Raw genomic sequence first — 24,058 nt, forward strand, 5'->3', positions numbered from 1 at the left:
GACTCAAGAGTCGCCCACCATCACCGACGATGGCCTCAATCGTAGTTTCGATGGGCAAGTTCGATGTGCGTTTGCTGATTGCATTCAGTGACTCTCCGGGCGAGTAATTTGACAATGGACCGCCGGTAGCAGCTCGACTTGACGTGATTCGTAGCGCCCTAGAAGTACGAAGCAATGATCGCCGATCGCTCGCGTGCCGCATGATGAGTTTCGCGGCCCTTACCGCTCTGAATCAGTGCCCTCAGCCAGCGTATCCAGAGCGTAAAGGGGCACCAGGTATTTGTCGCCGACTCCACGGGCACGGACCGGCCGGGGCACCCGCATGGCCGAAGACGTCTGTCGATCCTCTTCCGTATGCTGCAGCGACGAGACCGAGCGAGGAGCAGGCGAACAATGGGCAAGAAGAACGGCCGCCGCAATCAGAGTCGCCCGCCGCGTCGTAACCCGACAGTGGACGCGCCCACCGAGCCGACCCCATCACAAGCTGACCAAGACATGGCTGCCGTGCAGGAGGCAATGCGCCACCAGAACTTCGTTCTGATGGCAGCAGACGCCGAGCTAGAGCCTGTCGAAGAACCTGGCCGGCGCAGCGCTCTGGCGGGTGTCGCGGGGCTTGTGGCAGTACGGGAACTGTCCCGGCTGTTCTCACGTCTCGATTTAGCGCTGATGATCGATTGGTCTCAGAAGCGGGTACAAACCGATCTGCTCCGCTCAGTTCATAAGCCGTGGAGCAACGCACTGATAGCCCGCGTCAACGCTGGTGATCACCTGCTCACTGCCAGGTCTCTAGGGCAGCTAATGCGCGAAGTTCTAGAGTATGCCTCTGTCGACCCGGACGCACCAGAGATCACGTTGCCGACACTGGTCCACTATCTCCTGTCTATAAATACCGAGCACTACCGCCACCCGGAGTACAGCGCCACCGGCCTGATAACTGACAATGGCCACCGTGTAATGGCTCAGCAGTTGTCAGGAATGAGTGCAGAGGACAGCATCGCGATGCTCCGGGGACTGATGCCAGGTGAAATTGCAAACACCCTCGCAGATGCCACCCTCAGCCCGATTGCCCTTCGAGCGGACGCCGAGGATACCTGGTTCAGGTCATGGCCGGACAAAGTCGTTCACCCTGGGCTCGGGGATTGTCCTGCAGAGTCTTTCGCTAGAGTCCATGGCGTCGCGCTCGTCGAGATCCTTGCACTCGGCAAAATCATCGATGACCTAACGCGAAAGGGAGTTGCGGAGTTCTCTCGAGCCCAACTGCTCGCGCAAGGTGGCACCGAAGCTGCTGTCGAGCTGTGCATCAAGGAGATGTCGCGACCTCTTGATCAGTATCGAGATGCTCTCGCTGGTGATCGCCGACGTGGCTCGGTGCACCAGCAGCGGTACACCATGACCCGTTTCCCTTTCCTCCGAATTGATAGCGACACAATCATTCTGCTTCGCTACCAGTGGGGCATCGACAGGTTCTACGGAAATCTTCTGTATTGGTCGACCTTCGCGGGCATGCCCGGATTCAAAATGCCAGCACCAAAGCCGAAGTCGCAGGCTGAGGCTTTCAGCAGCGGCATGAATCACGTCTTCGAACGGTCGGTCGGCGACATCTTGGAAACGCTGGTCGCCCGAAGTGCATCTGCTGACAAACTCATTACCGAAAACGAAATGCAAACAGCCTGGACGACGAGCAGTCGAGCCACCGCATCTGCGTGTGACTGGGTCATCAAAGCTGGGAAGACATGCATCATCATCGACGCCACTAACTACTCGCTCGATGCCTTCTTATCTCAGGGACTAGGAACACCGGAGGCCTATGCGGAAGACATGGACAAAATCTTTGCTTCGAACGACGGCAAGTTTGGACAACTCGCCAAGACCATGAGGAAGCTCCGAGACCGAGGCGTTGACGACTTCGACCTTGATCCAAAAACTGTTTTCCTACCGATCGTCGCTCTTCCATCTGGCGGGATACCCAACATCGACACAACGGACCTAGATTTTCAGCTCCGAAGCCGCCCGTTTTTCGAAGAGTTCGACGGCCGGATCCTCGCACCCGTGGCCGTGACTATTACCGAGTTACAGATACTCGAAGGCATGGCAGGGCGCATCCAATTCCCCGACCCTGTCAAGACGGTGGTGCAGTGGAGACACGCGTGCACTCTGACCACGTGGCCAATCCGGTTTCGCGACTACCTTGACGGTGCTCTGTCCAATCCGGACCGTCCGTTGTCGAGTCGAACCCTTGCAAACAACAAGGCTTTGCTCACGCGTGTGGCTGGCGTGGAATAGCAGCAGCCGCGTCACCTCTGGCCGGTACCTGGGATACCTGCCTTCCACCCACATTTGTGCGACATCTGGGTGCAGTATCGAATTCACATTTGACCCGCGCGTGAAGGCGAGCCTGTCAACCCACCATGACGGTTCGACAACTGTGGTTTTCGTTGGGGGCCGCGGCACAGGGCAGAAGGACGCCCGTCAACATCCCTCACCCGTCACCACAACAAATCTCGCCCCAAGTGGGATGTTGAAACCCACGGCGTCTCCGTCCGTCACATCCGACCCCGCCGCCAGCTCCACCTTCACAACCGTCGAACCACCCACGGTCACGTCAGCAATGCTGCGAAATCCTGTAGGCCTCAAGTCCGAAACAACCCCACGAATCCCGTTGTCATCTAAAGTGATCAGCTCGTGTCGAACCAGCAACACGGCCGGCCCAGCGGGAAGTGAAACCCCCTCCACCTCCAACTCCCCGAGCTCGGAGCGATGCACCCCAACCCCATCCCACTGCCCCTCGATTTCGTTCATCCCGCCCATCAGTCGCGAGACTGACAACGTGCTCGGACGCGTGTAGGCCGTCGCAATATCGGAGTGATGCTCCAATCGCCCGTCGATGAGCACCGCCACCGAATCGGCCAGTACCGCCGCTTCCTGCTGATCGTGGGTGACGAGCAGCAGAGTCTGATCCAACGTCGAGCGCAATTCCCGGACGAGGTCGTGCATCTCGGTGCGCAACACAGGGTCCAGCGCACTGAAGGGCTCGTCCAACAACAGCACTCGCGGGGATCCGGCGAGTGAACGCGCCAACGCCACCCGCTGGGCCTGCCCGCCCGACACCTCGGAGACCGCGCGATCGCCGATGTCACCCAGATGAACCAGGTCGAGGTACTCCCGGGCACGTTCGCGCGACCGCTTACGACTGTCCCCGGCCGCGCGGTAGGCGAAGCCGATGTTGTCCAGTACCGACATGTGCGGGAACAACATCGGACGCTGGAAGACCATCCCCACCCCGCGGTTCTCGGCCGCAACGCCGTTCACCTCGCGGCCGTCGATGCGCACCGTGCCGGCGGTGGGCGAATCGAGACCGGCAATGAGCCGCAGTGCTGTGCTCTTGCCCGAGCCCGATGGTCCGAGAATTGCCGTGCACGATCCCGGCGACACGGTGAGATCCAACGAATTTAGAGCCGCAACCGATTGACTGGCATGGACTTTCGTGAGTCCGTGAACGGACAGTTCGACGCTCATCGGGCACTCCTACGACGCAGCCGGGCCAGCATGAGCACCAGCAACAACGGCGGCACCACGGCGGCGACCGACAGTGCAGCCACCACCGAATCGTTGCCGGTCCCGGCGGCGAACGAGGCGACGAGAATGGGCACGGTGACCAGTCTGCCTCCACCGATCAGCAGGGTGATCACGTAGTCGCTCCACGCCACCAGGAACGCGAGCAACGCCGAACCCGCCAAGGCTGGAGCCAGCAGCGGAATGCGAATTCGCCGCAGCACCATGGCACTCGGCGCGCCGAGGGTGCGCGCCTCCTCCTCGTAGCCGATGTCGTACGCGCCGAACGCCACTCGCATCAGATACGTCGTGTACGGAATGGCCGCGACCGTCAGCAACGCGATCACCGCCACCGTGCTCGGAATGCGCGAGCGCAACACGAGGACATCGAGTCCCAACGCCACGGCGAACGGCGGCAGGGCCAGCGGCGCGAAGAGAACTCCGGCCACCAAAGCGGGGAAGCGCACAGTACCGTTCACCAGGGCTCGAGCGGCCAACGCGCCCAATGGCGTTGCGATGGCGGCGACGGCCAGAGCGAGCAGGGTAGACCGCACGAACGCATCGACGCCCCCGGCATCGAGGGCGCTGCGGACGCCGTCGAATCCCCATTCCTGGGGAACCGAACCGGGAAACGACCAGCGATTGCTGATGGCCCACAAGACAACCGGAATCAGCGGCAGTAGGAACCACAGGACCAGCACGGACCTGCCGACAGCCGGAGCAACCTTGTTCACTTCCACCTTGTTCATTTCCACGCTGCCGATCTGCGCAGATAGTGCAGTGCCACCGCGGCCACGATCACCGTCAGCGCGGTGGCGACCGTCGCGGCAGCTGCTGCCTGTGGACGCGTCTCGAGATCAATCGAGGTGAACAGGCGAATTGCCATGACCGACAACGGCTCCGGATACGGGCGACCCAGAATGCGGGCCACCTCGTACGATCCGACGGTGTAGGCGAACGCGATGGCCGCCGACGCGATCAGTGCGGGCCGAGCCAACGGCAGCGTGACCAGTCGCAGCCGAGCCCACCGGCCTGCGCCCAAAGTCGCCGCTGTCTCGTCGAATGCGGCTACTCGGGTAGCGAGAGTCCCGGCCACGACGACGGCCAGGAAAGCCGATTCCTTCCAGGCATATTCGGCGACGACGGCGATCCACCACCGCCCGCCGACCAACTCCGGCCAGCCGCCGCCGGTCATGCCCAGGATGCGGGGCAGCATCCCCGAATCCGCCAGCAACAGGGCCATCGCGGCCGCCCCGATCAGGTGCGGCACCGTGACCGTTAACCCGGCAGCGACCAATGCGGCGCGTCCACCCGACAACGCCGTCAGCGCAGCCGCTAGCCCGATCACCGTGGCCAAGGCGGTCGACACGACGGCGATCGACAGCGTCAGCACCACCGAGCGCCACAGGTCACCGCCCAGAGCGGAGTACGCGTCGACCGATAGTTCGGGGGTTCCGACCAACGGCATCAGACCCAGGCTCTGCAGCACCACGGTTCCGAGACCGCCGCCGACGACGAGAACGACCAAGACGACGGCGGGCAGGACCGCCGCTGTGCCGCGAAAGCTCCTCGTGGACGCGCTCACTGACCGGCGAGCACGCTTCGACGCCATCCCTCGTCGAGCGGGGTGACCCACTCCGCGGACAGCTCCGGGTGCGCGTTCGCCGAGATCACCTCGTACGAAGGAACCACCGGCGAGGACGGGAGCTGCTCGAACTGCGCCCGCTCCTCCGGGGTCAGACGCGCGATGTCCAACGCAGTGAACTGCCCCCACACGTCCGGCGTCGCCTTTGCAAGCTGTTGCTCGGGCGACAACGCGAGATTGGCAACCACCTGCGCAGCGGCCGACTTCCCCGACGTCGAGGGAATGGCAAGGAAACTCGCATTCCCGACGGTTCCCTCGTCGAGAGTCAGGACGCGGGTCTCCGGCGGGAAGGTGCCGTCGGCGACAAGTTTCGGGAGGGTCGCGGGGCCGTACGTCATCGTCATGTCCACCTGGCCACCGGCGTAGAGGGCGTCGAGCTCGGAGGAGGACTGCGGATACGTCGTTCCCTCGCGCCACAGCGACGGGGCGAGCTCGTTCAGTCGGTCGAACAATGCCGGGGCCAGGCGGTCGTAGGAGTCCTGATCGAACTGAGCGGGAACCTCGTCGACGCCGCCGGAAGCGTTGATCAACGCCTCACGCACGAACACCGAGCCGGTGAAGTCCGGGGGAGCAGGGTAGGTGAAGCGGCCCGGGTTGGCCTTCGCCCAGTCGAGCACGCCGTCGAATGTCGTCGGCGGATCGGGGATGACTGCCGCGTTGTAGACCAGTGTGAATTGAGCTTTGTGCCATGGTGATTCGCAGTTCTCCACCGGTGTGCCGAAGTCGTCGAGCAGCAGCGGATCCTCGGGATCGGTCAGTTCCATGTTCGGCAGATTCTGCGTCCACCCACACAGCCACGCGCCGGCCTGCTTACCGGTGCCGAAGTTCGCGCCGTTGACCCACACCAGGTCCACCTCGCCGTCGGTGACCCCGGCCTGCCGCTCGGACAGGATGCGGTTGACGGCGTCGGTCGTCGATTCCACCGGCACCCGGCGCAGCGTGACGCCCTCCGCGGCGGCCGCAGGGGTGAGTACGTCGTCGACATAGGCATTGCCCTGCTCGTCGCCGCCGTACATCCACAGCGACACCGTCTGCCCCTGTGCCTGCTCTTGGATCTCGCTCCAGGACAAGTCCTCGGCGCGTGGAGCCTCCGATGATGGTGCTGCGCAGGCGGTCAGCAGGAGCCCTGCGCTCGCCGCAATCGTCACTGCGCGCCGTACCGATCGAATCACCGTGGGCCTCCAGATCAACCGAAGCAGCCGTCGTCGACGCTGCCCTCACCACCGTAATCGGTCGTATGGGACAACCGCTGAACACGCGGGCACACCGGTCGTGTGCACAATGGATCCTGACCGCCGGACGAGAGGCACACACTGTGACGCAGGACCGCCCGACGCGAAGTCGCCGCGGCACCACCCTGAAATTGGCCGCGGCTGCCGTGGTCGTCATCGCTCTGGTGATCGTGCTCGGCACCGTCGATCTACCCGATCCGTCGTTCATCCGTGACCGAGTGGCATCGGCCGGGCCCTGGGGTATCGCGTTGTTCGTCGTGCTCTATGCCGTCCTGTCGGCCACTCCATTCCCCGCCAGCACGTTGACCATCGCGTCGGGACTGCTGTTCGGACTGGCGGTGGGCGCAACCGTCGTGGTGTTCGCCGCCACGATGGGGGCATATCTCGGGTACTGGGGAGCGCGGGCGCTGGGACGCGGCCAGGTGGCCCGCACCGAATGGGACAGGCTCCGCCGGCTCGACGCCATGCTCGGGCGACGCGGATTGCTGTCGGTTCTGCTCGTGAGACTCGTGCCGCTGCCGTTCTCCTTGGTCAACTACGCGGCCGGAGTCAGTGCCGTGGGGCAACGTGACTACGTGGTGGGCACCATGATCGGCATCGTGCCCGCGACCGTCGCGTACACCGCGCTCGGGGCCTACGGGACCTCGCCGCTGTCGTGGCCGTTCGCCATCGCATTGCTCGCCGTGCTGGCGGTCGCGGCCGGTTCGGCCCTGTTGGCCCGACGTCTCGGATTGACCGGAGCTGCTGAATGATCGACAGCTTTCTGCGCCGCCACCTCGAAGGCCCGCTCGATCGCTGTGCCCGCGCGCTCGACCGGCCCGCGATCACACCGGACCGCATCACCGCCGCCGGACTCGTACTGGGCCTCGGTAGTGCACTGGCCGCGGGCCTGCAGTTCTGGTGGCTTGCGTTGGCGTTTTGGATCGTCTCCCGCATCGCCGACGGTCTGGACGGACCGCTGGCGCGCAGGCGGGCGACAACAGCCGGCGCGGGCGGATTCTTCGACATCACAGCCGATTTCGTGGTGTACGGCACCACGGTGGTGGGTGTCGCTGTGGGTGCGTCCGCCGGATACGACGCCCCGTGGTGGCCGTTTCTTCTGGTGCTCTTGGCGTACTACATCAACGGCACCGCGTTTCTCGCGTTCTCCTCGATTGCTGAGCGCACGGGTCGCACCATCGACGACGGTCGCTCGCTGTCGTTCCTCGGCGGTTTGGCCGAGGGTGCCGAAACCATTGCAGTGCACAGTCTCTGGCTGCTGCTGCCTGGTATCTCGTGGCAGATCGCTGTGATCTGGGCGGCGGTGGTCGCGGTGAGCTCCACCCAACGGATCATCGCCGGGTATCGCGCTCTTTCCTGACAATCCATGTGCCGCGCACCTTCGCCAGTGCGGCCGTTGCTCGGGAAATCACCGGAGAACCCAACTGCGCCTTCACGTCCGCGATCGCTGCGTTCCACGGCCCGTCGTTGTACGTCGGATACGGGTGCGTGGCCCCGGCAAGATCTCGGGTACGCAGGCCCTGCTCGATGGCGATTATCAGCTCCCCGATCGTCTCGCCCGCGCGCGGTCCCACCACACAGGCCCCGACGATGCGACGCTTGGCGTCGAGCAGGAGCGTCGTCGATCCGTTCGTTGCATTCTCGGTGACGGCGCGGTCGACGTGATGGTGGTCGAGAGTCTGCAGCTGCAATCCACGCTGCCGCGCGGTCCGCACATCGATTCCGGCCGAGGCGATCTCGGGATCGGTGAACGTCACCCGCGGGGTTCCCGTCGCGCTCACCTTTCGGTTCAGGCCCAGTGCTGCATTGCTCGCGGCCAGACTGCCGTGCACGCCGGCAGTGTGCGTGAACTGCGGATGTCCGGTGAGGTCTCCGGCCGCCCAGATGCGAGGATTGGTGGTTCGCAGATGCTCATCGACCTGAACGAATCCGGTGTCGTCCAATTCCACACCGGTCGTGTCCAAGCCGAGTGACGCGGTTCGTGGAGTCCGCCCGGCGGCGACAAGCACCCGATCGAAGTCGAGTTCGACGCCCGTGTCGGTGATCGCCGAACCCTCCCTGATCTGCACAACAGCGGTGGAGGTCAGGACGCGCACGCCCTCGTCTGTCAGGGCCTGCGTGAGAATCGAGGTCGCCGACGCGTCCTCACGCGGCAGGATCGTGGACGACCGTCCGACGAGGGTCACGTCGGACCCGAGGCGCGAAAATGCCTGCGCCATCTCGCAACCCATCGATCCGGCTCCGACGATCAGCAGTCGCTCCGGCAATACCTTCAAATCCCACAGGGTATCGCTGGTCAGGTAGTCCACGTGCTCGATGCCGTCGATCGCAGGCACCGTCGGATGCGCGCCGGTGGTCACGATTGCCTGACCGAAATGAAGCGTCCGCGTACCGACGCTCACCGTGTTCGGCCCGGTAAAGACGGCGTCACCGTGGATCACACGCACTCCGGCCTCGGTAAGGGCCTCCGATGAATCGATCGGCGCGATTTCGGCGATCGACCCGTGCACGTGCTGCATCACGCGCCCGAAATCGACAATCGGCGGCTGGGTGACGATGCCGAAGCGGGACGCGGATCGAACCGTCTGTGCCACCGACGCCGCCGCGAGCAGTGCTTTGGACGGTACGCATCCGGTCCACAGGCAGTCGCCGCCGGTGCGGTCCCGCTCGATCAATACGACGCGAATGCCGAAGCCGGCCGCGGTCTTCGCCGCCACGATGCCTGCGGTACCGCCGCCCACCACAACCACGTCGGCGCGGCTCTCGGGCACACTCGAAGACGAACGACGGATTCCCATACCTCCCACTATGCCCCGCCCTTGAACGGACCCGACGATGAAACGACCGACCAAGTACACGACGTCGGCGCGCCTGTACGACGTGATCTCCTTCGAATGGCCGGTGTATCGCGCCGGACGGGAGGCTGCGTTCGAGTTGCTGAATCTGCCTGCTGGAAGCCATGTTCTGGATCTCGGCTGCGGAACGGGGCTGAACTTCGCCGGGTTGCAGCGGATGATCGGCCCGACCGGTTCGATCACCGGGGTCGACGCCAGCCCACAGATGCTCGAACAGGCCCGACTTCGAGCTGCCCGCGCGGGGTGGATGAATGTCACATTGATCCCCGCCGACGCCACCGCCCTGACGTCGGCGGATCTGGGGGAACAGGCCCCGTTCGATGCGGCTCTGAGCACCTACGCGCTGTCGCTGATGACGCCGTGGCGGACGGCCCTCGATGCGATGATCGCGGCTACGCGAGTGGGCGGCGTCGTGGCCGTCGTCGACATGCAGCGGCCCGTCGGACGGGCGGCGGTGTGGACCCCGCTGGCGAAGCTTGCGTGTCGACTCGGTGGGTCGGATATCGAGGCACATCCGTGGACGGCGATGACGCCATTGCTTCAGGATCTGTCGACTCGTCCTGTTCGCGGAGGCCACATCCAGGTTCGAGTCGGGACTGTGAGCCCTCGCCTGGCAGAGCGGAATCCATAAACGAACTCGTCTGCGCTGCCTTCAGTGTATCGCCGGGGTGGGGGCTTGCGGCAAGACCCCGTCGGGCGTGCACACTCTTCCGGCTACCGACACGGAGGAGTTTCTATGGCAGACATGGCTGACACACCGGAGCGTTTTCGAGTGCACGAGTCCGGTGCTTACTTTCATGGCACCAAGGCCGATCTCGAGGCCGGTGACTTCTTGGTCCCCGGCTATCGCTCGAACTACCGCCCCGAGCACATCTCGAACTACATCTACATGACCAAGGTGCTGGACGGTGCTGTGCTCGCGGCGGAGATGGCCGTCGGCGAGGGGAATCCGCGGGTCTACATCGTGCAGCCGACCGGCAGTGTGGAGGACGACCCGAACGTGACGGACAAGAAGTTTCCCGGCAACCCGACGCACTCGTATCGCAGCGCAGAACCGGTGCGCATAGTCGAGGAGACGACCGACTGGGTCGGACATTCGCCCGAATACCTGCAGCGTTTCCGAGACGGTCTCGAGAAGTTGAGACAGACGGGCACGGCGGTTCTCTACGACTAGGCGACACCGTCCGGTGAGTTTTCGCTCGGACCGAGGTCCACACGAGCATGACGACACAGACAGTTTCCGTTCCCGGTGCGACCTTGACCTATGACGTGATCGGCGAGCTCGAGCCCGGGGTCACACCCCTGTTGCTCATCGGCTCGCCGATGGATGCGGGTGGGTTCGGCACGTTGGCATCGCACTTCGGCGACCGGGTGGTCGTCACGTACGACCCGAGAAATGTGGGACGTAGTCGACGTGACGACACGACCGCCGCGGTCACCTTCGGCGAACATGCCGACGACCTGCATGCAGTGCTCACCGCCGTCGGCCACGGGCCTGTCGATGTGTTCGCCTCGAGCGGGGGTGCGGTCAATGCGCTGGTGCTCGTCAGCAAGTACCCGTCCGATGTTCGGACGTTGGTGGCCCACGAACCACCCGCCGGAGGCGCTTTGCCGGACCGCGAGAACATCTCGACAGTGTGCGCGAACATGGTGGCCACCTACGACGCTCACGGCCGCGGGCCGGCAATGGCCGAATTCATGTCTCTGCTCATGCACGCGGGACCCATCGATGACACCTACTTCGATCGCCCGGCACCGGACCCGGCGCAGTTCGGTCTCTCGGCCGAGGATGACGGAACCCGCGACGATGCGCTGATGTCCAACATGCGCGGGGGCGGAGTGGACTTTGCACCGGACGTCGATGCGTTACGTGCAGCACCCACCACTGTGGTGATCGGCGTAGGGGAAGAATCCGGCGGTCCCGAGGACGGTCACATCGCAGCTCGCGCAGCGTATTCGACTGCGGTGCTGCTCGGATCGGAGCCGATCGTTTTTCCCGGCGGCCACTCGGGATTCCTCGGCGGAGAATTCGGTCAGACCGGAAAGCCGACAGAATTTGCCGAGAGCTTGCGGAAAGTATTGGGCTGAAGAAGATTTCGTCTCAAAGAGATCCCCACCGAACCAGGAGTAATCATGGGCCTCATCACCTTGGAGCTTTTCGCCACCCTCGACCTCGTCGCACAATCACCCGGAAGCCCCGAAGAAGATCCAGAGAATTTCCCCTACGGTGGCTGGCAGGTTCCTCTGCTCGACCAGGTCTCCGGGGCGCAAGTTGTCGCCGCATACGAGGGCACGGATGCGCTCCTGCTCGGTCGACGCACCTACGACATCTTCGCTGCGTACTGGCCGAACCAAAACGATTCGTTTGCCACGTTGTTCAACGCGATCCCCAAATACGTGGCCTCGCGTGGCATACCCGATCTGCGGTGGGACGGTTCGACACAACTGGGATCGAACCTGGCCGATGCTGTGCGTGAGATCCGAGAGAGGCACGACCACATCAAGGTCGTCGGAAGTCTCGATCTGGTGCAGACTCTGTTGCGCGAGAAGCTCTTCGATCGACTCGATCTGTGGGTGCATCCCATCGTTCTCGGAGTGGGAAAGAGAGTCTTCGCCGACGGCACCGTGCCCAGCAACCTGACGCTGCTCGAGCCTCCGGCCGTCGGCGGCAAAGGCACCGTCTACCTGCGTTACGGCCTCGGCGACGGAACCCCGGACGTCGGCAACATGGACGACGTGCGAGGCGGCTGATCCGGCCGTCGCATCACTTCTTCTGTCGTCGGCTCCCGGCGTGCCAGTCTTGTTGCACTCCTGCCTCGTCCTCCTGAACGCCCAGCGCCTTCAGCTGGGGGAGCTCACGCAGACTGCGCTTCATCTCGGCGAAGCCGGGGAAGCGAGCGAGGCCGATCACGTTGTCCCACAGCGCTACTGCCTCTTCGTCGCTGGGGAGCCGGCTGATCACCGGCCCGAAGAAGGCGACGCCGTCCGGCGGCTCGAAGGCGATGATGGGCGTGCCGACATCCTTGCCGGTGAGCGAGAGCGCATGATCGGTCTCGGCCTGGATCTCGTCGTCGATCGTCGAATCATCCAGTGCTGCAGTGTGATGGGTGGGCAGCCCGACTTCTTCGAGGATCGGTCCGAGGAATGCCGCGGTGCCGCGATGTCCGTGGCTCGCAGCGTCGTCGGGCACCATCTCGGTGTCGAAGATGTGGGTTCCTAGGGCCTGATACAGCGGCCCGACAGCGTCCGACCCATGCTCACGACGAACAGAGGCAGCGGCCCGCAACAGTCGGAGACCCGCGGTGTGGCCGGCCTCGTACTCGGGTGGGAAGTGCGCGTCGTAGTCGATGTGCGAATTGAGCAGGCGCAGCGAGATGAACCGCCAGTCGACGGTGTACTCGCGCTGGGCCTGGACCTTGCGGACCCACTTGCTGGTCATCCAGGCGAACGGGCACACCGGATCGAAGTAGAAATCGATATCGGCCATCGAGTGGACGCTCCTTCTCGGGACGGAAGTTCTGTCCACTCGACGGTATACGCCTCCCGGAGCATCAGTGGGCCGCCGCCTGCGCCGGTATCACCGAGACGGCAGGCCGTGGCAGATTCCATCGGGTGCACCCCTCATCCAGTGCAGCGTCCACAGAGCGCACGACGGACGTCAGGTACGGGGCGGAACAGGTCATCCACTCCTCGGTCGATCCGCCGCTCAGAATGATCCGGTGCACCGGCGATCCGCACGTCGTGGACTCGGATGCTCGGCGCAGCAGTCTTTCGGCCGCCGAGGCCCACTCGTCCGCGTCGCCGGAGTTGCTGACGTCGCTGTGGAGGCCGACCACCTCCACTCGGTGACCGCAGAGTGCTGCCGGCGCATCGCTGTCGAGGTAGACATATTTCGTTCGTTGCGCGCACTCTGTCAATCGAGCGATCTGCGGCTCCGTGCCGACGACGAAACGGAACACCCCGCGGTGCACGGCACTGCGGATACCGTCGGTGCCGGCTCCGCATCGAAACACTATTTGGGTCGGTCGAATCCCGCTGAGCTGCACACGATCGAGCTCGTCGTCATCGTGCGCGAGGACGGTGACACCGGAGTTCCGTACCCAGGTGGCAAGAGCTCGGTCGCCGAGCTCGGCCGCGCGGATACCGAAACCGACCCCCGGCATGACCCGACGCATGAGGTGGATCGAATTGTGCAGTTGTGTCGAGTGATCGGTCGCTTCGAGCGAGAGTGTCATGCACTCAGATATACGCCCGCACGAACCGCTCGGGCAGTTCGTTGACGGAGTTTTGACGCGACGTACCGAGATTCTTACGGGGTGCAGATGGTCGAGGCGCATCTGTCACCGCGGCGTCAAGGTCGTGGTCCGCAGCGTCAATTTCCCGTCAAGGCAGAGCTGTTCGCCTCGATTCGGGACGATGATCGACTGGAGGGCCCGCACTCGGTCCAGGATCGACGAGGAGATGTGTTCGATGACTCTGTTGGATTATCTGCCGTCGCTCAGAGGTGCTCTGTCGCCGCGGTTGGATCACGCCGTGTGGCCGAGTACGACGCACTATCGACACGGTCGAGTGACGGTGGCAGGAATGTTCCTCGATGACATCGCCGATCGTTACTCGACGCCGGTGTGCGTGATCGATGAAACCAGCCTGCGCGGTAGGTGCAATCGCATCGCGCTCGGGTCGTTCACAGCCGAAATGCTCTACCAGCCAGGCAGTGTGCTGGCCCCGATTGTCGTGCGCTGGATAGGGGAGCAGCACTTGACCATGGTTGTCGACTCGATGGCAGCGTTGTCATCCGCCCGGCAGCTCGGTGTCGATCCCTCCCACATCGTCGGCCGAGCGCAGAGCGCGCAGGCTGCAGATCTCCTGCTGTCACTTCCGGTGGGTGAGCGAGTGGGCCGAATCGTCGTCGCCGCAGGTCTTCACCGGGTTCCGGATGTGGACCGTACCGTAGCCGTCGCACAGTCGACTCTGGTCAGCACCGATGGCAATCGTGAATACGCGGAGAACGTCATCGCTCAGGTTGTCGACTGCCCCGCAACGGAATTCGACGGTGTGGAATGCAGCGCGTCCACTCTCGACGGGGTGTTCGCACGGATCGTCGAGTCTCTCGGGGTGATGGCTCAGGCCTACCGAGATCACGGTGTGCTCGGCAATCGGCTCCATCTACGGATCGATTCTCGGACGGGACTCGATACTGCGCTCCTGTCCGACGTCGTCGAAGACGCCGTCGACGAAGGCTGCATTCGGCATCGCTTTCCGCGTCCGCAGCTTGCCGTCGAGACCGGGGAGTCGATCACCGACGCGTCCATGGTGACGGTGTGCCGTGTCCGGTCGATCGACCGGACGGATTCGCAACGAGCCGTCGTGGTGGTGGACGGTGGAACCGGTTGCGCCCCGGCCGGTCCGGTCGCGGCGGTCATCGCCAACCGTCACAGCCAGGCCGGCGACGATTTGTTCGTACTCGCCGACGGCAGTGATCCTTTGCGTCGGTGCGTGATCGACTCGACAGTGTCGCTCCCGGCGGATGTTCGGGTCGGTGACGTTCTCGCGATCGCCGACGGTCCCGGAGACTGCCCGAGCGTCCTGACACTGTCCGACGGACAAGCCCACCATCTGGATCTGCTCCCCGCGATGCCTTCTCCGGTCCGGTTCATTCCACGAGTCGGTACCCCATTCCCGTCTCGGTGATGAGATGCCGAGGCTTGCCCGGGTCGACTTCCAGCTTGCGTCGAAGTTGAGACATGTAGATCCTCAGATAATTGGAGCCGTGATCGTGCCCTGGGCCCCAGACAGTTCGGAGTAGTTCTTTCTGCCCCACCAGCTTGCCTGCATTGCGGGCCAGCATCTCGAGGACTCCCCATTCGGTGCGCGTGAGATGCACGATCTCCCCGTCCCTGGTCACCCTCTTGGAGGCCAGATCGATCGTGAAAGACGAGGTGGTCACGAGCGGGTCCGTAGGGGACGTTCTGATGGCTCGTCTTCGGACGGCAACGCGCAGCCGGGCCAGAAATTCGTCCATCCCGAACGGTTTGGTGATGTAGTCGTCGGCACCGGCGTCGAGGGCTTCGATCTTGTCGCCGCTGTCGGTGCGCGCGGACAGCACGATCACCGGAATCTCGCTCCATCCTCGAACACCGGCGAGCACGTCCAGGCCGCCGATATCGGGCAGTCCGAGGTCGAGGATCACGACATCGGGGTGCTCGGACGCAATTGCGCGTAGCGCGCCGGTCCCTGTGGCCGCGGTGACGACGTGGTAACCGCGAGCGGTGAGGTTGATGCGCAGTGCGCGCACGATCTGCGGCTCGTCGTCGACAACCAGAACCTTGATCGCGGAACGGGATTCACTCATGGGTCTGCTCGGAGAAGTCGACTCTGGCAGTCGATTTCGCTCGGGACAATTCGACGGTCATGGTCACCCCACCACCTGCAGTATCGGACACCGTCACCGAGCCTCCCATGGCTTCGACAAACCCACGCACAACGGAGAGTCCGAGCCCGACGCCCGTGGTGTTGTCGCGGTCGCCCGATCGTTGGAAGGACTCGAAGACGGCCTCTTCGCTTCCGGGAGCGATCCCAGGGCCGCTGTCGGCAACGGTGATCACCGCTCGGTCGCCGATATAGGCGGCCCCGACCCGCACCGGCGATCCGGGTGCGTGTCGCAGCGCATTGTCGATCAGATTCGCCAGCACGCGCTCGAGCAGACCCGCGTCGGCGGAGACGGCGACGTCGTCGACATCGACGATGACGAGTTCGCGACCGGTGTGCGTTCCGACGAGCGCTGCGTCCACCGCGTCCTCGACGTACACGATGGACCGGCTCGGCTGAATGACCCCCGCGGCCAACCGCGATGAATCGAGCAGATTCCCAACTAGACCCGTCAGCTGGTCGGTCGATTCCTCGATGGTCGCCAACAGTTCAGCGGTGTCCTCGGCAGAGAATTCCACATCGGTCGCGCGCAGACTCGACACCGCAGCCTTGACCGCGGCGAGCGGTGTTCGTAAGTCGTGGCTGACGGCAGACAGCAGCGCCCGCCGAAGACGGTCGACTTCCTTCAGTCCTGCGGCGGTGCTCGCCTCTTGGGCGAGTTCGGTCTGCCGGATCAGACCCATTGCCTGGTTGGCTACTGCGCTGAGCACACGTCGATCGTGCGCACCGGTCTTGGTACCGGACAGGAGCAACGTGAAGGAACCGTCGGGGGTGTCGATTGCGGTGTCGGCGTCATCGGGCACGGCGGGTGGAGAATCACCGACCGATTCGACGATGACACCAGCACCTCTGATGATCGAGACCGCGCGCTGGGAGTACGTCTCGCGGACTCGTTCCAACAGCGTTCGAATGTCGCCGCCGCGCAACACAGTTCCGGCGAACAGTGTCAGGAGCTCGGCTTCCTGTGACGCTCGCCGAGCTTCGCGGGTGCGTCGGGCAGCCGCGTCGACGAGAAATGCCACTGCCACCGCCATGATGAGCAGCACCACGGTGGTGACGAAGTTGTCGGGTTCGGCGATGGTGAAGCTGTACCGCGGGTCGGCGAAGAAGTAGTTGAGCAACAGTCCTGCGATCAACGCCGACAGTGCTGCGGGCGCAACGCCGCCCAGGAGCGCAACGGCAAGTACGACCATGAAGAACAGGGCGCTCTCGCCGCCGAGATCGAGATACGGATCCACCAACAGCATCGCCAGGGCCGAGACAACGGGCACGACCACGGCGGCAACCCAGGACAGAATTCGTCGGTGCTTCGGATTGGGCGGGATCAGCCGGCCGAGCCGAAAACCTCGACTGATCTGGTTGTGGGTGACCATGTGCACGTCGATTTTGCCCGAGTTCTGAATGACCGCAGCGCCGATGCCCTCGTCCAGTATTCGAGCCCAGCGAGACCGCCGCGAGGTTCCGATGACGAGCTGGGTTGCGTTGGCCCCCCGTGCGAAGTCGAGCAGCGTGGTCGGCACGTCGTCACCGACGACACTGTGCATACTTGCGCCGAGACTCGCTGCGAGTACGCGGACTTTCCCCATCTGCGGTGCCGAGACGCCGGTGAGGCCGTCTCCTCGGATCACGTGCAGCACCATCAGCTCCGCGCTGGACCGCGAGGCGATCCGGCTTGCGCGACGCAACAGGGTCTCGGACTCCGGTCCACCGGTCACCGAGACGACAACACGCTCACGTGCCTCCCACGTATCGGTGATGTCGTGTGAACTGCGGTATTTCGCCAACGCAGCGTCGACCTGATCGGCGATCCACAACAACGACAGTTCGCGCAGGGCAGTCAGATTGCCTTGGCGGAAATAGTTGCTCAGCGCTGCGTCGACCTTCTCGGCTGCGTAGATGTTGCCGTGGGAGAGCCTGCGACGCAGTGCTTCTGGAGCCACGTCGACCAGTTCGATCTGTTCCGCTGCCCGTACCACCGAATCCGGGACGGTTTCTCGTTGCGGCACACCGGTGATCTGCTCGACGACATCGTTGAGGCTTTCCAGATGCTGCACATTCAGGGTCGAGACCACATCGATTCCCGCTGCCAGCAATTCCTCGACGTCCTGCCAGCGCTTCTCGTGGGCGCTACCCGGGGTGTTGGTGTGGGCGAGTTCGTCGACGAGCACCAGCGAAGGTTCACGCTCGATGATCGCTGCGACATCGAGTTCCTGAGCGATCGATCCGCGGTAGTGGACTATCCGCGGAGGAATCAGTTCGATGCCGTCCAGTAGTGCCGCGGTGCGGGCGCGGCCGTGGGTTTCCACCACGCCCGCGACCACGTCGCATCCTCGTTCTTGCCTGCGGTGCGCTTCACCGAGCATCGCGAAGGTCTTACCGACCCCCGGCGCGGCCCCGAGATAGATGCGCAGTTCACCGCGATCGAGTCCGCCGGACCCCCGCTTGCCGGTCTTTTTTCCCATATCGTCTACCTGCTGCCCTGAACCGTCGAGGTTCAGCTCGTTCCGCACCCCGGTGCCGTCAGTCCCAGAGCGACATTGAGCTCCGGCACGTTCACCGTCTCGTTGCCGAGGAACCCGAGCTGCCTGCCGTCGGTGTGTTCGGCCACCAGAGCCGTCACCGCGTCGACGCTCATGTCGTTGACCTGCGCGACGCGTTGGATCTGGATCGCCGCGTAGGCGGGGCTGATATCGGGATCGATACCCGAGCCGGATCCGGTGACCGCGTCGACCGGCACAGCGGCCGGGTCGACGCCTTCACGCTCGGCGATGACGGCACGACGTTCCTCGATGAATGCAGCCAGTGCTTCGCTGCTGGGGCCCTGGTTGGTGGGCAACGACGCGGCCGGGTCGCTCGCGGCAAAGGCATCCTCGTCGGAGATGGATCCGGTCACTCGGTTGTGGAAGAACGGATCCGGCGCTCCGGCTTCGACCTGCGGGTCGACCCCGATCAGACTGCTACCGACGACGCACCCGTTCGCGTCACGCAGCGGCGACCCCTCGGCAGAGCTGGATCCGATGCGGCTCACCGCCCATACCGCCGCTGGATACCCGATACCGACGATGACCGTCAGCGCCAGCAGCACCGACAGTCCTGCCACGATCTGACCGAGAAATCTTTGTAAGAAACGCATGTCAGCCTATCCCTGGGATGAAACGAACGACGAGGTCGATGAGCCAGATCCCGATGAACGGGGTGATGACGCCGCCCACTCCGTAGAGCAGCAGATTGCGGCGCAGCAGTGTCGAAGCGCTCGACGGGACGTAACGAACACCCTTGAGTGCCAGCGGAATCAGCCCGATGATCACAAGAGCGTTGAAGATGACCGCAGACAGGATCGCCGATTCGGGAGTGGCGAGCCGCATGATGTTGAGGCCGTCGAGCTGTGGGTAGACGACGCTGAACATCGCCGGCAGAATCGCGAAGTACTTCGCGAGATCGTTGGCGAGCGAGAACGTCGTCAACGCACCGCGGGTGATCAACAACTGCTTACCGATCTCGACGACCTCGATCAATTTGGTCGGATCGGAATCGAGATCCACCATGTTGCCGGCCTCTTTTGCTGCCGACGTGCCGGTGTTCATCGCGACACCGACATCGGCCTGCGCAAGCGCGGGGGCGTCGTTGGTGCCGTCGCCCGTCATCGCGACCAGTCGGCCGCCTTCCTGCTCCTTGCGGATCAACGCAAGCTTGTCCTCGGGTGTGGCCTCGGCGAGGAAGTCGTCGACACCTGCCTCGGCCGCAATGGCCTTCGCGGTCCGCGGATTGTCACCGGTGACCATGACGGTCCTGATTCCCATGGCCCGCAATTGAGCGAATCGCTCCGCGATGTGGGGTTTGACGACATCGGAGAGTTCGATGACGCCCAGTGCGCGCGCGGGACCGCCCTGGGGCGCAGTAGCGACCACCAGCGGTGTCCCGCCCATTTCGGCGATGCTGTTCGAGATGTCGTCGATCTCCAGGGAGATCGAGGGACCGCCGTTGCTGCGGACCCATGCCAGTACCGAATCGGAAGCACCCTTGCGGACCTGGGTGCCGTCGAGATCGATTCCGCTCATGCGGGTCTGGGCGGTGAAGGCGACGAACTCGCCGGTCTTTTCGGTGTCCGTGGCGTGCAGGGGCAACGAGTATTCGACTCCGCACAGATCGACGATGCTGCGGCCTTCGGGTGTGCCGTCGGCGAGGGAGGACAACCGTGCTGCTGCGGCGAGTTCGCCTGCCGTCGTGCCGGGTGCGGGATGAAGCCCGGTCGCACGACGGTTGCCGAAGGTGATCGTGCCGGTCTTGTCCATCAGGAGCGTGTCGATGTCGCCCGCCGCCTCGACGGCGCGGCCCGACATCGCCAGGACGTTGCGCTGAACCAGTCGGTCCATGCCGGCAATTCCGATGGCGGACAGCAATGCTCCGATGGTGGTCGGAATCAGGCACACCAGTAGCGCGATCAGCTTGATCGGGTCCTGCTCCTCGCCGCCGTACGCGCCCATCGGTCCGATCGCGACAACGGCCAGCATGAAGATGATCGTCAGCGAAGCCAACAGGATGTTCAGCGCGATCTCGTTCGGGGTCTTCTGGCGCGATGCACCCTCGACGAGGGCAATCATTCGGTCGACGAACGTCTCGCCCTGAGCGGCGGTGATTCGTACGACGATCTCATCGGAGAGCACTCCGGTGCCGCCGGTCACCGCGGAACGGTCACCGCCGGATTCGCGGACGACCGGCGCAGATTCGCCGGTGATGGCCGACTCGTCCACGCTGGCAATGCCTTCGATGACATCGCCGTCTCCCGGAATGATCTCGCCGGCGGAGACGACGACCTCGTCGCCGACCTTCAATTCGGTGCCGGGAACCTCTTCGATGGTCCCGTTCGATGTCCGACGGCGCGCGACCGTGTCTCGCTTGACCGCACGCAGGCTCGCAGCCTGGGCCTTGCCACGGCCCTCGGCCACGGACTCGGCAAGGTTGGCGAACAACAACGTGAACCACAGCCACGCCGCTACGAGCCAGGAGAAGACCGAAGGATCGAGGACCGCGAGCACGGTGGTGACGACGGAGCCGATGAGCACGACGAACATGACCGGGTTGCGGGCAAGATGCCGTGGGTCGAGTTTTGCGAACGCGGACGGCAGTGACGTCCACATCTGCCGGGGGCTGAAGTAACCGGATCGGACCGGGGTGGGGGAGTCGTCGACGTCGGATTCGTCGTCGACGAGCCTGGATGAGGTGACGGTCATTGCAGTGCCTCTGCGATCGGGCCCAAAGCCAGGGCCGGGAAGAAGGTCAGTGCCGCGACGAGAACGGCGGTTCCGAGTACCAGTCCGGTGAACAGCGGTCCGGTCGTGGGAAGAGTGCCCGGGTTCGGAGCGGTGCGTTTGGATGTTGCGAGCGAACCTGCCAGCGCCAGTACGAAGATGATCGGAAGGAAGCGGCCGAGCAGCATCGCGATGCCCAGTGAGGTCTGGAACCAGTCGCTGGTGACGGTCAACCCGCCGAACGCGCTGCCGTTGTTGTTCGAGGCGGAGGCGTAGGCGTAGAGGACCTCGGTGAATCCGTGAATCGACCCTGGCGTACCCGGGTCACCCGAGTTGCCCTGGAATCCGGTGGTGGAGGACAGGATCACGGTGATCGAGGTGCCGATCAGGACCAATGCGGGCATCACCAGTACCGACAGTGCGGCGAGGGTGATCTGGCGCTGCCCGATCTTCTTGCCGAGGTATTCGGGCGTACGGCCGACGAGGAGTCCACCCACGAACACCGCGATGATCGCGAGCACGAGCAGTCCGTACAGACCGGTTCCGACACCACCGGGAGCGATTTCGCCGAAGAGCATGTTGAGCAGGACGGCTCCTCCGCCGAGTGGGGACATGCTGTCGTGCGCGGAATTGACTGCGCCGGTGGAAGTTCCCGTAGTCGCGACGGCGAAGAGAGTCGATCCGGGAATGCCGAATCGAACTTCCTTGCCTTCCATCATCGAACCTGCCGCCTGCGCGGCGACGCCGCGAGCTCCGGATTCTGCGACGGCAGTGACCGTGAGGAGGGCTGCGAACAGTGCCGTCATGACCGCGAGCAGGGTCAGGCCCTGACGACGGTCGCCGACCATCGTGCCGAAGGTGCGAGTCAGTGCGACCGGGATGAGCAGGATCGAGATGATCTGCACGACGTTGGTCAAGGGGGTCGGGTTCTCGAACGGGTGCGCGGAGTTGGCGGCGAGGATTCCGCCACCGTTGGTGCCCAGTTCCTTGATCGCTTCCTGCGATGCGACAGGAGCCAAAGCGTTCGAGACCGACGACCCGTCGAGTCCCGTCGAGGCGAAACCTGTGTTGAACGACTGAATGACGCCCTGGCTCAGCATGATCAGTGCGATGACGAACGACAGAGGTAGCAGGATACGGAGGATTCCGCGGACCAGGTCGACCCAGAAGTTTCCGATCTCGCCGCCGGTCCGCACGCGCACGAACCCTCGGATGACGGCGATGGCGACAGCGAGGCCGACTGCGGCAGAAACGAAGTTCTGCACTGCCAAGCCAAGCGGCTGCGTCAGGTTCGACATCGTCGTCTCGGGTGTGTACGACTGCCAGTTGGTGTTCGAGACGAAGGAGATCGCGGTGTTGAACGCGACCGACGGGCTCACTCCCGGCAGTCCTCCGTTCAGTGGGAGAACGCCCTGAACTCGTTGCAGCACATAGAGAAAGAGGACGCTCGCAGCGGAGAAACCAAGCAGCGAGAGCGCGTATCCGACCCAGGTCTGCTGGGAGCGTGGGTCGATTCGGCAGAGGCGGTAGATCAGCTTTTCGATACGAAGATCTGCCCACACGGTTGTGCCGCCGCGGGTGCGCTGCAGGGTGGCTGTACTGCCGGCGGCGCCGAGGCTCTCTGCTGTTGTATCGACATCATGTTCGGTGGCAAAGACTTTCGCCATGTAGTCACCGAGAGGTACGTACGCGATCGCCAGCACGACGACGACCACGAGGATCTGGAGCGATGCTGCCAGAGCTGCGGTCATGTTCTCAGAACCTCTCCGGGTCGAGCAGTGCCACGAACAGATAGATGACCACCGCGGCGGCGATCACCACGAGTACGACGTTGATGGTTCCGTCGAGCGTCATTTCGCCTTCGCCTTCGTAGTGGCAGTGGTCGCCAACGCCCGCAGGATCAGTGCACACACACCGAACCCCGCGGCCGTGACGAGGAGATAACCCAAATCAGCCATGAACGTTCAAGCCTCTTCGACATAGTGCGGTCCAACGCATCTTCAGCGCTGGCGGTCCAGCGCCTCATCAGCGCTGGTGGTTCAGCGCTTTCATCAGCGCTGGTCGGAGGGCTTATGACCCTCCGGTCACCGATATGTTTACGCCGTCGAAACTGGCCCGAAGACGATCCTTACGGATCCTTTACGCCTGCGAATTCAGTCATGACACAAATATGACGCGGCCATCTGTCAGCTCTCTCCCAACAGAGCCGAGCGCTGCTCGGTGACGACCGCGCGGATCGCGTCGACCACTGCCGACACCTCCGGTCGTCGCAGTGTTTCGGTGCGGGTGACGAGCCAGTAGGTCAGTTTCACGGCGATGGCGTCGGGCAGGATTCGGTGGAGGTCGGGGTGACGGTCGGCCATGAAGCACGGCAGCAGTCCGATGCCCGCTGATGCTCTGGTGGCTTCGACGTGAACGAACACGTTGGTGGAAGTGACCGATTCGCGCATCGTCGGGGTGAAGTTGGGGGCCAGATCGAGGTCGTCGACGTGGAGCATCGAGTCGATGAAATAGATGAACGGGTGTGCGGAGAGGTCGGCCGGCACCTGTGGCGTCCCGTGTTCGTTCAGATACGTCTCGGAGGCGTAGAGGCCGAGTAGGTAGTCCCCGAGCCGGATGGCCTCCGCGCGATGCACCTGCGGTTGTCCGACGACGATCTCGATGTCCAGTCCCGATCGTTGCTGCGACGCGCGCCGGGTGACCGCGACGATTTCCACGGACACCCGCGGATGAGCGCGCTGCACCCGCGCCGCGGCCGGGGCTGCGATGTAGGCACTGAATCCGTCGGTCGCCGAAATACGGACCACACCTTCCAGCGCGCCTGCATCGCTCGAGACGAGGGTGCGCAGCGCATCCTCGACGGCCTCGGCGGCGGCCAGCGCCCCGTGGCCCAGCTGCGTCAGCTCCCAGCCGCCGGCACCACGGGTGAGGACCCGGCCGCCGAGCGTGTCCTCGAGTGTGGCGATGCGTCGGGAAATGGTGGTGTGGTTGATACCCAGGTCGTCGGCTGCGGAGCTGTAACGACCGGTTCGACTCACGGCGAGCAGCACCAGCAGGTCGTCTGCACTGGGGATCTTCGCGCCACCGCGTGTCATG

General features: G+C 64.0%; 22 protein-coding genes. 8 read left to right on the plus strand and 14 right to left on the minus strand.

Annotated elements, in window-relative coordinates; all coding sequences use genetic code 11:
* Positions 1-393 precede the first annotated feature (393 nt).
* The gene (locus tag CH294_RS12100) at positions 394-2,283 is read left to right on the plus strand and encodes a hypothetical protein (RefSeq protein WP_141216496.1); all 1,890 of its coding nucleotides are present in this window, start codon (positions 394-396) and stop codon (positions 2,281-2,283) included.
* A gap of 186 nt (positions 2,284-2,469) precedes the next feature.
* Here the strand turns inward: CH294_RS12100 and CH294_RS12105 are convergent, their stop codons facing one another.
* From CH294_RS12105 to CH294_RS12120, 4 genes are read right to left on the minus strand one after another with little or no spacing between them, the layout of a single operon-like run.
* On the minus strand, positions 2,470-3,516 hold the full coding sequence (locus CH294_RS12105) for an ABC transporter ATP-binding protein (RefSeq protein ID WP_094738078.1): 1,047 nt from the start codon (positions 3,514-3,516) through the stop codon (positions 2,470-2,472).
* Positions 3,513-4,301, minus strand: coding sequence for an ABC transporter permease subunit (locus CH294_RS12110; protein WP_249305248.1), 789 nt, complete (start codon positions 4,299-4,301; stop codon positions 3,513-3,515). Before CH294_RS12110 ends, CH294_RS12105 begins: the two co-directional genes overlap by 4 nt.
* Complete coding sequence (locus tag CH294_RS12115) at positions 4,298-5,137, minus strand: ABC transporter permease subunit (RefSeq protein ID WP_094738080.1); 840 nt, start codon at positions 5,135-5,137, stop codon at positions 4,298-4,300. Before CH294_RS12115 ends, CH294_RS12110 begins: the two co-directional genes overlap by 4 nt.
* Positions 5,134-6,369 (minus strand): ABC transporter substrate-binding protein, encoded by a 1,236-nt coding sequence (locus CH294_RS12120; protein ID WP_212709792.1) that lies wholly within the window; start codon positions 6,367-6,369, stop codon positions 5,134-5,136. The genes CH294_RS12115 and CH294_RS12120 overlap by 4 nt, the downstream gene beginning before the upstream one ends.
* 143 nt (positions 6,370-6,512) lie before the next feature.
* Between CH294_RS12120 and CH294_RS12125 the strand changes: the two genes are divergently transcribed.
* Positions 6,513-7,181 carry a VTT domain-containing protein gene (locus tag CH294_RS12125; RefSeq protein ID WP_249305250.1) on the plus strand — a complete coding sequence of 223 codons (669 nt, stop codon included), beginning with the start codon at positions 6,513-6,515 and terminating at the stop codon, positions 7,179-7,181.
* Positions 7,178-7,789, plus strand: coding sequence for a CDP-alcohol phosphatidyltransferase family protein (locus tag CH294_RS12130; protein ID WP_094738081.1), 612 nt, complete (start codon positions 7,178-7,180; stop codon positions 7,787-7,789). The genes CH294_RS12125 and CH294_RS12130 overlap by 4 nt, the downstream gene beginning before the upstream one ends.
* On the opposite strand, the gene CH294_RS12135 is transcribed toward CH294_RS12130, so the two are convergent.
* Complete coding sequence (locus CH294_RS12135) at positions 7,761-9,227, minus strand: FAD-dependent oxidoreductase (RefSeq protein ID WP_094738082.1); 1,467 nt, start codon at positions 9,225-9,227, stop codon at positions 7,761-7,763. The two genes, CH294_RS12130 and CH294_RS12135, sit on opposite strands and share 29 nt — an antisense overlap.
* Positions 9,228-9,264: 37 nt before the next feature.
* Here CH294_RS12135 and CH294_RS12140 point away from each other — a divergent pair, with 37 nt between their 5' ends.
* The 4 genes from CH294_RS12140 (at position 9,265) to CH294_RS12155 (ending at position 12,035) form a co-directional block, all read left to right on the plus strand.
* A complete protein-coding gene (locus CH294_RS12140; RefSeq protein ID WP_094738083.1) occupies positions 9,265-9,915 on the plus strand; it encodes a class I SAM-dependent methyltransferase in 651 nt (216 codons plus the stop codon).
* Positions 9,916-10,029: 114 nt separating this feature from the next.
* Positions 10,030-10,458 (plus strand): NAD(+)--rifampin ADP-ribosyltransferase, encoded by a 429-nt coding sequence (gene arr, locus CH294_RS12145; protein ID WP_094738388.1) that lies wholly within the window; start codon positions 10,030-10,032, stop codon positions 10,456-10,458.
* A gap of 47 nt (positions 10,459-10,505) precedes the next feature.
* Positions 10,506-11,372 (plus strand): alpha/beta hydrolase, encoded by an 867-nt coding sequence (locus CH294_RS12150; protein ID WP_094738084.1) that lies wholly within the window; start codon positions 10,506-10,508, stop codon positions 11,370-11,372.
* 45 nt (positions 11,373-11,417) lie between these two features.
* Entirely contained in the window at positions 11,418-12,035 is a 618-nt protein-coding gene (locus CH294_RS12155) for a dihydrofolate reductase family protein (RefSeq protein ID WP_094738085.1), read from the plus strand.
* A 13-nt stretch (positions 12,036-12,048) separates the two neighbouring features.
* On the opposite strand, the gene CH294_RS12160 is transcribed toward CH294_RS12155, so the two are convergent.
* Together CH294_RS12160 and CH294_RS12165 are read right to left on the minus strand one after the other, a co-directional pair.
* On the minus strand, positions 12,049-12,771 hold the full coding sequence (locus tag CH294_RS12160) for a hypothetical protein (RefSeq protein WP_094738086.1): 723 nt from the start codon (positions 12,769-12,771) through the stop codon (positions 12,049-12,051).
* Positions 12,772-12,835: 64 nt separating this feature from the next.
* On the minus strand, positions 12,836-13,519 hold the full coding sequence (locus tag CH294_RS12165; protein WP_094738087.1) for a hypothetical protein: 684 nt from the start codon (positions 13,517-13,519) through the stop codon (positions 12,836-12,838).
* A gap of 235 nt (positions 13,520-13,754) precedes the next feature.
* On the opposite strand from CH294_RS12165, the gene CH294_RS12170 reads away from it, so the two are divergent.
* Entirely contained in the window at positions 13,755-14,975 is a 1,221-nt protein-coding gene (locus CH294_RS12170) for a diaminopimelate decarboxylase (RefSeq protein WP_141216497.1), read from the plus strand.
* Here the strand turns inward: CH294_RS12170 and CH294_RS12175 are convergent.
* The 7 genes from CH294_RS12175 to CH294_RS12205 all read right to left on the minus strand — a co-directional run bounded on the left by CH294_RS12175 (position 14,938) and on the right by CH294_RS12205 (position 24,057).
* Positions 14,938-15,636, minus strand: a complete 699-nt coding sequence (locus CH294_RS12175; protein WP_094738089.1) for a response regulator — start codon at positions 15,634-15,636, stop codon at positions 14,938-14,940. The two genes, CH294_RS12170 and CH294_RS12175, sit on opposite strands and share 38 nt — an antisense overlap.
* Entirely contained in the window at positions 15,629-18,175 is a 2,547-nt protein-coding gene (locus CH294_RS12180) for a sensor histidine kinase KdpD (protein ID WP_094738090.1), read from the minus strand. Before CH294_RS12180 ends, CH294_RS12175 begins: the two co-directional genes overlap by 8 nt.
* Positions 18,176-18,207: 32 nt before the next feature.
* Complete coding sequence (locus CH294_RS12185; protein WP_094738091.1) at positions 18,208-18,846, minus strand: potassium-transporting ATPase subunit C; 639 nt, start codon at positions 18,844-18,846, stop codon at positions 18,208-18,210.
* 1 nt (position 18,847) lies between these two features.
* Positions 18,848-20,944, minus strand: a complete 2,097-nt coding sequence (gene kdpB, locus CH294_RS12190; RefSeq protein ID WP_032404525.1) for a potassium-transporting ATPase subunit KdpB — start codon at positions 20,942-20,944, stop codon at positions 18,848-18,850.
* Positions 20,941-22,713 (minus strand): potassium-transporting ATPase subunit KdpA, encoded by a 1,773-nt coding sequence (gene kdpA, locus CH294_RS12195; RefSeq protein ID WP_094738092.1) that lies wholly within the window; start codon positions 22,711-22,713, stop codon positions 20,941-20,943. The genes kdpB and kdpA overlap by 4 nt, the downstream gene beginning before the upstream one ends.
* A gap of 4 nt (positions 22,714-22,717) precedes the next feature.
* A complete protein-coding gene (gene kdpF / locus CH294_RS12200; RefSeq protein WP_080734555.1) occupies positions 22,718-22,816 on the minus strand; it encodes a K(+)-transporting ATPase subunit F in 99 nt (32 codons plus the stop codon).
* Between the two features lie 332 nt (positions 22,817-23,148).
* Positions 23,149-24,057: a LysR family transcriptional regulator gene (locus CH294_RS12205; protein ID WP_094738389.1), complete on the minus strand. Its 909-nt coding sequence runs from the start codon at positions 24,055-24,057 to the stop codon at positions 23,149-23,151.
* Position 24,058 lies beyond the last annotated feature (1 nt).

Origin of the sequence: Rhodococcus sp. 14-2483-1-1, from assembly GCF_002259335.1 — a bacterium.
In the GTDB taxonomy this organism is placed as follows: Bacteria; Actinomycetota; Actinomycetes; order Mycobacteriales; family Mycobacteriaceae; genus Rhodococcoides.

Bases quoted from the DNA above. Each gene is read 5' to 3' on its own strand.
- CH294_RS12155 (WP_094738085.1), top strand. From the start codon at position 11,418: ATGGGCCTCATCACCTTGGAGCTTTTCGCCACCCTCGACCTCGTCGCA.
- CH294_RS12140 (WP_094738083.1), top strand. From the start codon at position 9,265: ATGAAACGACCGACCAAGTACACGACGTCGGCGCGCCTGTACGACGTG.
- CH294_RS12150 (WP_094738084.1), top strand. From the start codon at position 10,506: ATGACGACACAGACAGTTTCCGTTCCCGGTGCGACCTTGACCTATGAC.
- kdpB (WP_032404525.1), bottom strand. From the start codon at position 20,944: ATGACCGTCACCTCATCCAGGCTCGTCGACGACGAATCCGACGTCGAC.
- CH294_RS12135 (WP_094738082.1), bottom strand. From the start codon at position 9,227: ATGGGAATCCGTCGTTCGTCTTCGAGTGTGCCCGAGAGCCGCGCCGAC.
- arr (WP_094738388.1), top strand. From the start codon at position 10,030: ATGGCTGACACACCGGAGCGTTTTCGAGTGCACGAGTCCGGTGCTTAC.
- CH294_RS12160 (WP_094738086.1), bottom strand. From the start codon at position 12,771: ATGGCCGATATCGATTTCTACTTCGATCCGGTGTGCCCGTTCGCCTGG.
- CH294_RS12185 (WP_094738091.1), bottom strand. From the start codon at position 18,846: ATGCGTTTCTTACAAAGATTTCTCGGTCAGATCGTGGCAGGACTGTCG.
- CH294_RS12175 (WP_094738089.1), bottom strand. From the start codon at position 15,636: ATGAGTGAATCCCGTTCCGCGATCAAGGTTCTGGTTGTCGACGACGAG.
- CH294_RS12100 (WP_141216496.1), top strand. From the start codon at position 394: ATGGGCAAGAAGAACGGCCGCCGCAATCAGAGTCGCCCGCCGCGTCGT.
- CH294_RS12130 (WP_094738081.1), top strand. From the start codon at position 7,178: ATGATCGACAGCTTTCTGCGCCGCCACCTCGAAGGCCCGCTCGATCGC.
- CH294_RS12170 (WP_141216497.1), top strand. From the start codon at position 13,755: ATGACTCTGTTGGATTATCTGCCGTCGCTCAGAGGTGCTCTGTCGCCG.
- CH294_RS12105 (WP_094738078.1), bottom strand. From the start codon at position 3,516: ATGAGCGTCGAACTGTCCGTTCACGGACTCACGAAAGTCCATGCCAGT.
- CH294_RS12110 (WP_249305248.1), bottom strand. From the start codon at position 4,301: ATGAACAAGGTGGAAGTGAACAAGGTTGCTCCGGCTGTCGGCAGGTCC.
- CH294_RS12180 (WP_094738090.1), bottom strand. From the start codon at position 18,175: ATGGGAAAAAAGACCGGCAAGCGGGGGTCCGGCGGACTCGATCGCGGT.
- CH294_RS12165 (WP_094738087.1), bottom strand. From the start codon at position 13,519: ATGACACTCTCGCTCGAAGCGACCGATCACTCGACACAACTGCACAAT.
- kdpA (WP_094738092.1), bottom strand. From the start codon at position 22,713: ATGACCGCAGCTCTGGCAGCATCGCTCCAGATCCTCGTGGTCGTCGTC.
- CH294_RS12205 (WP_094738389.1), bottom strand. From the start codon at position 24,057: ATGACACGCGGTGGCGCGAAGATCCCCAGTGCAGACGACCTGCTGGTG.
- kdpF (WP_080734555.1), bottom strand. From the start codon at position 22,816: ATGACGCTCGACGGAACCATCAACGTCGTACTCGTGGTGATCGCCGCC.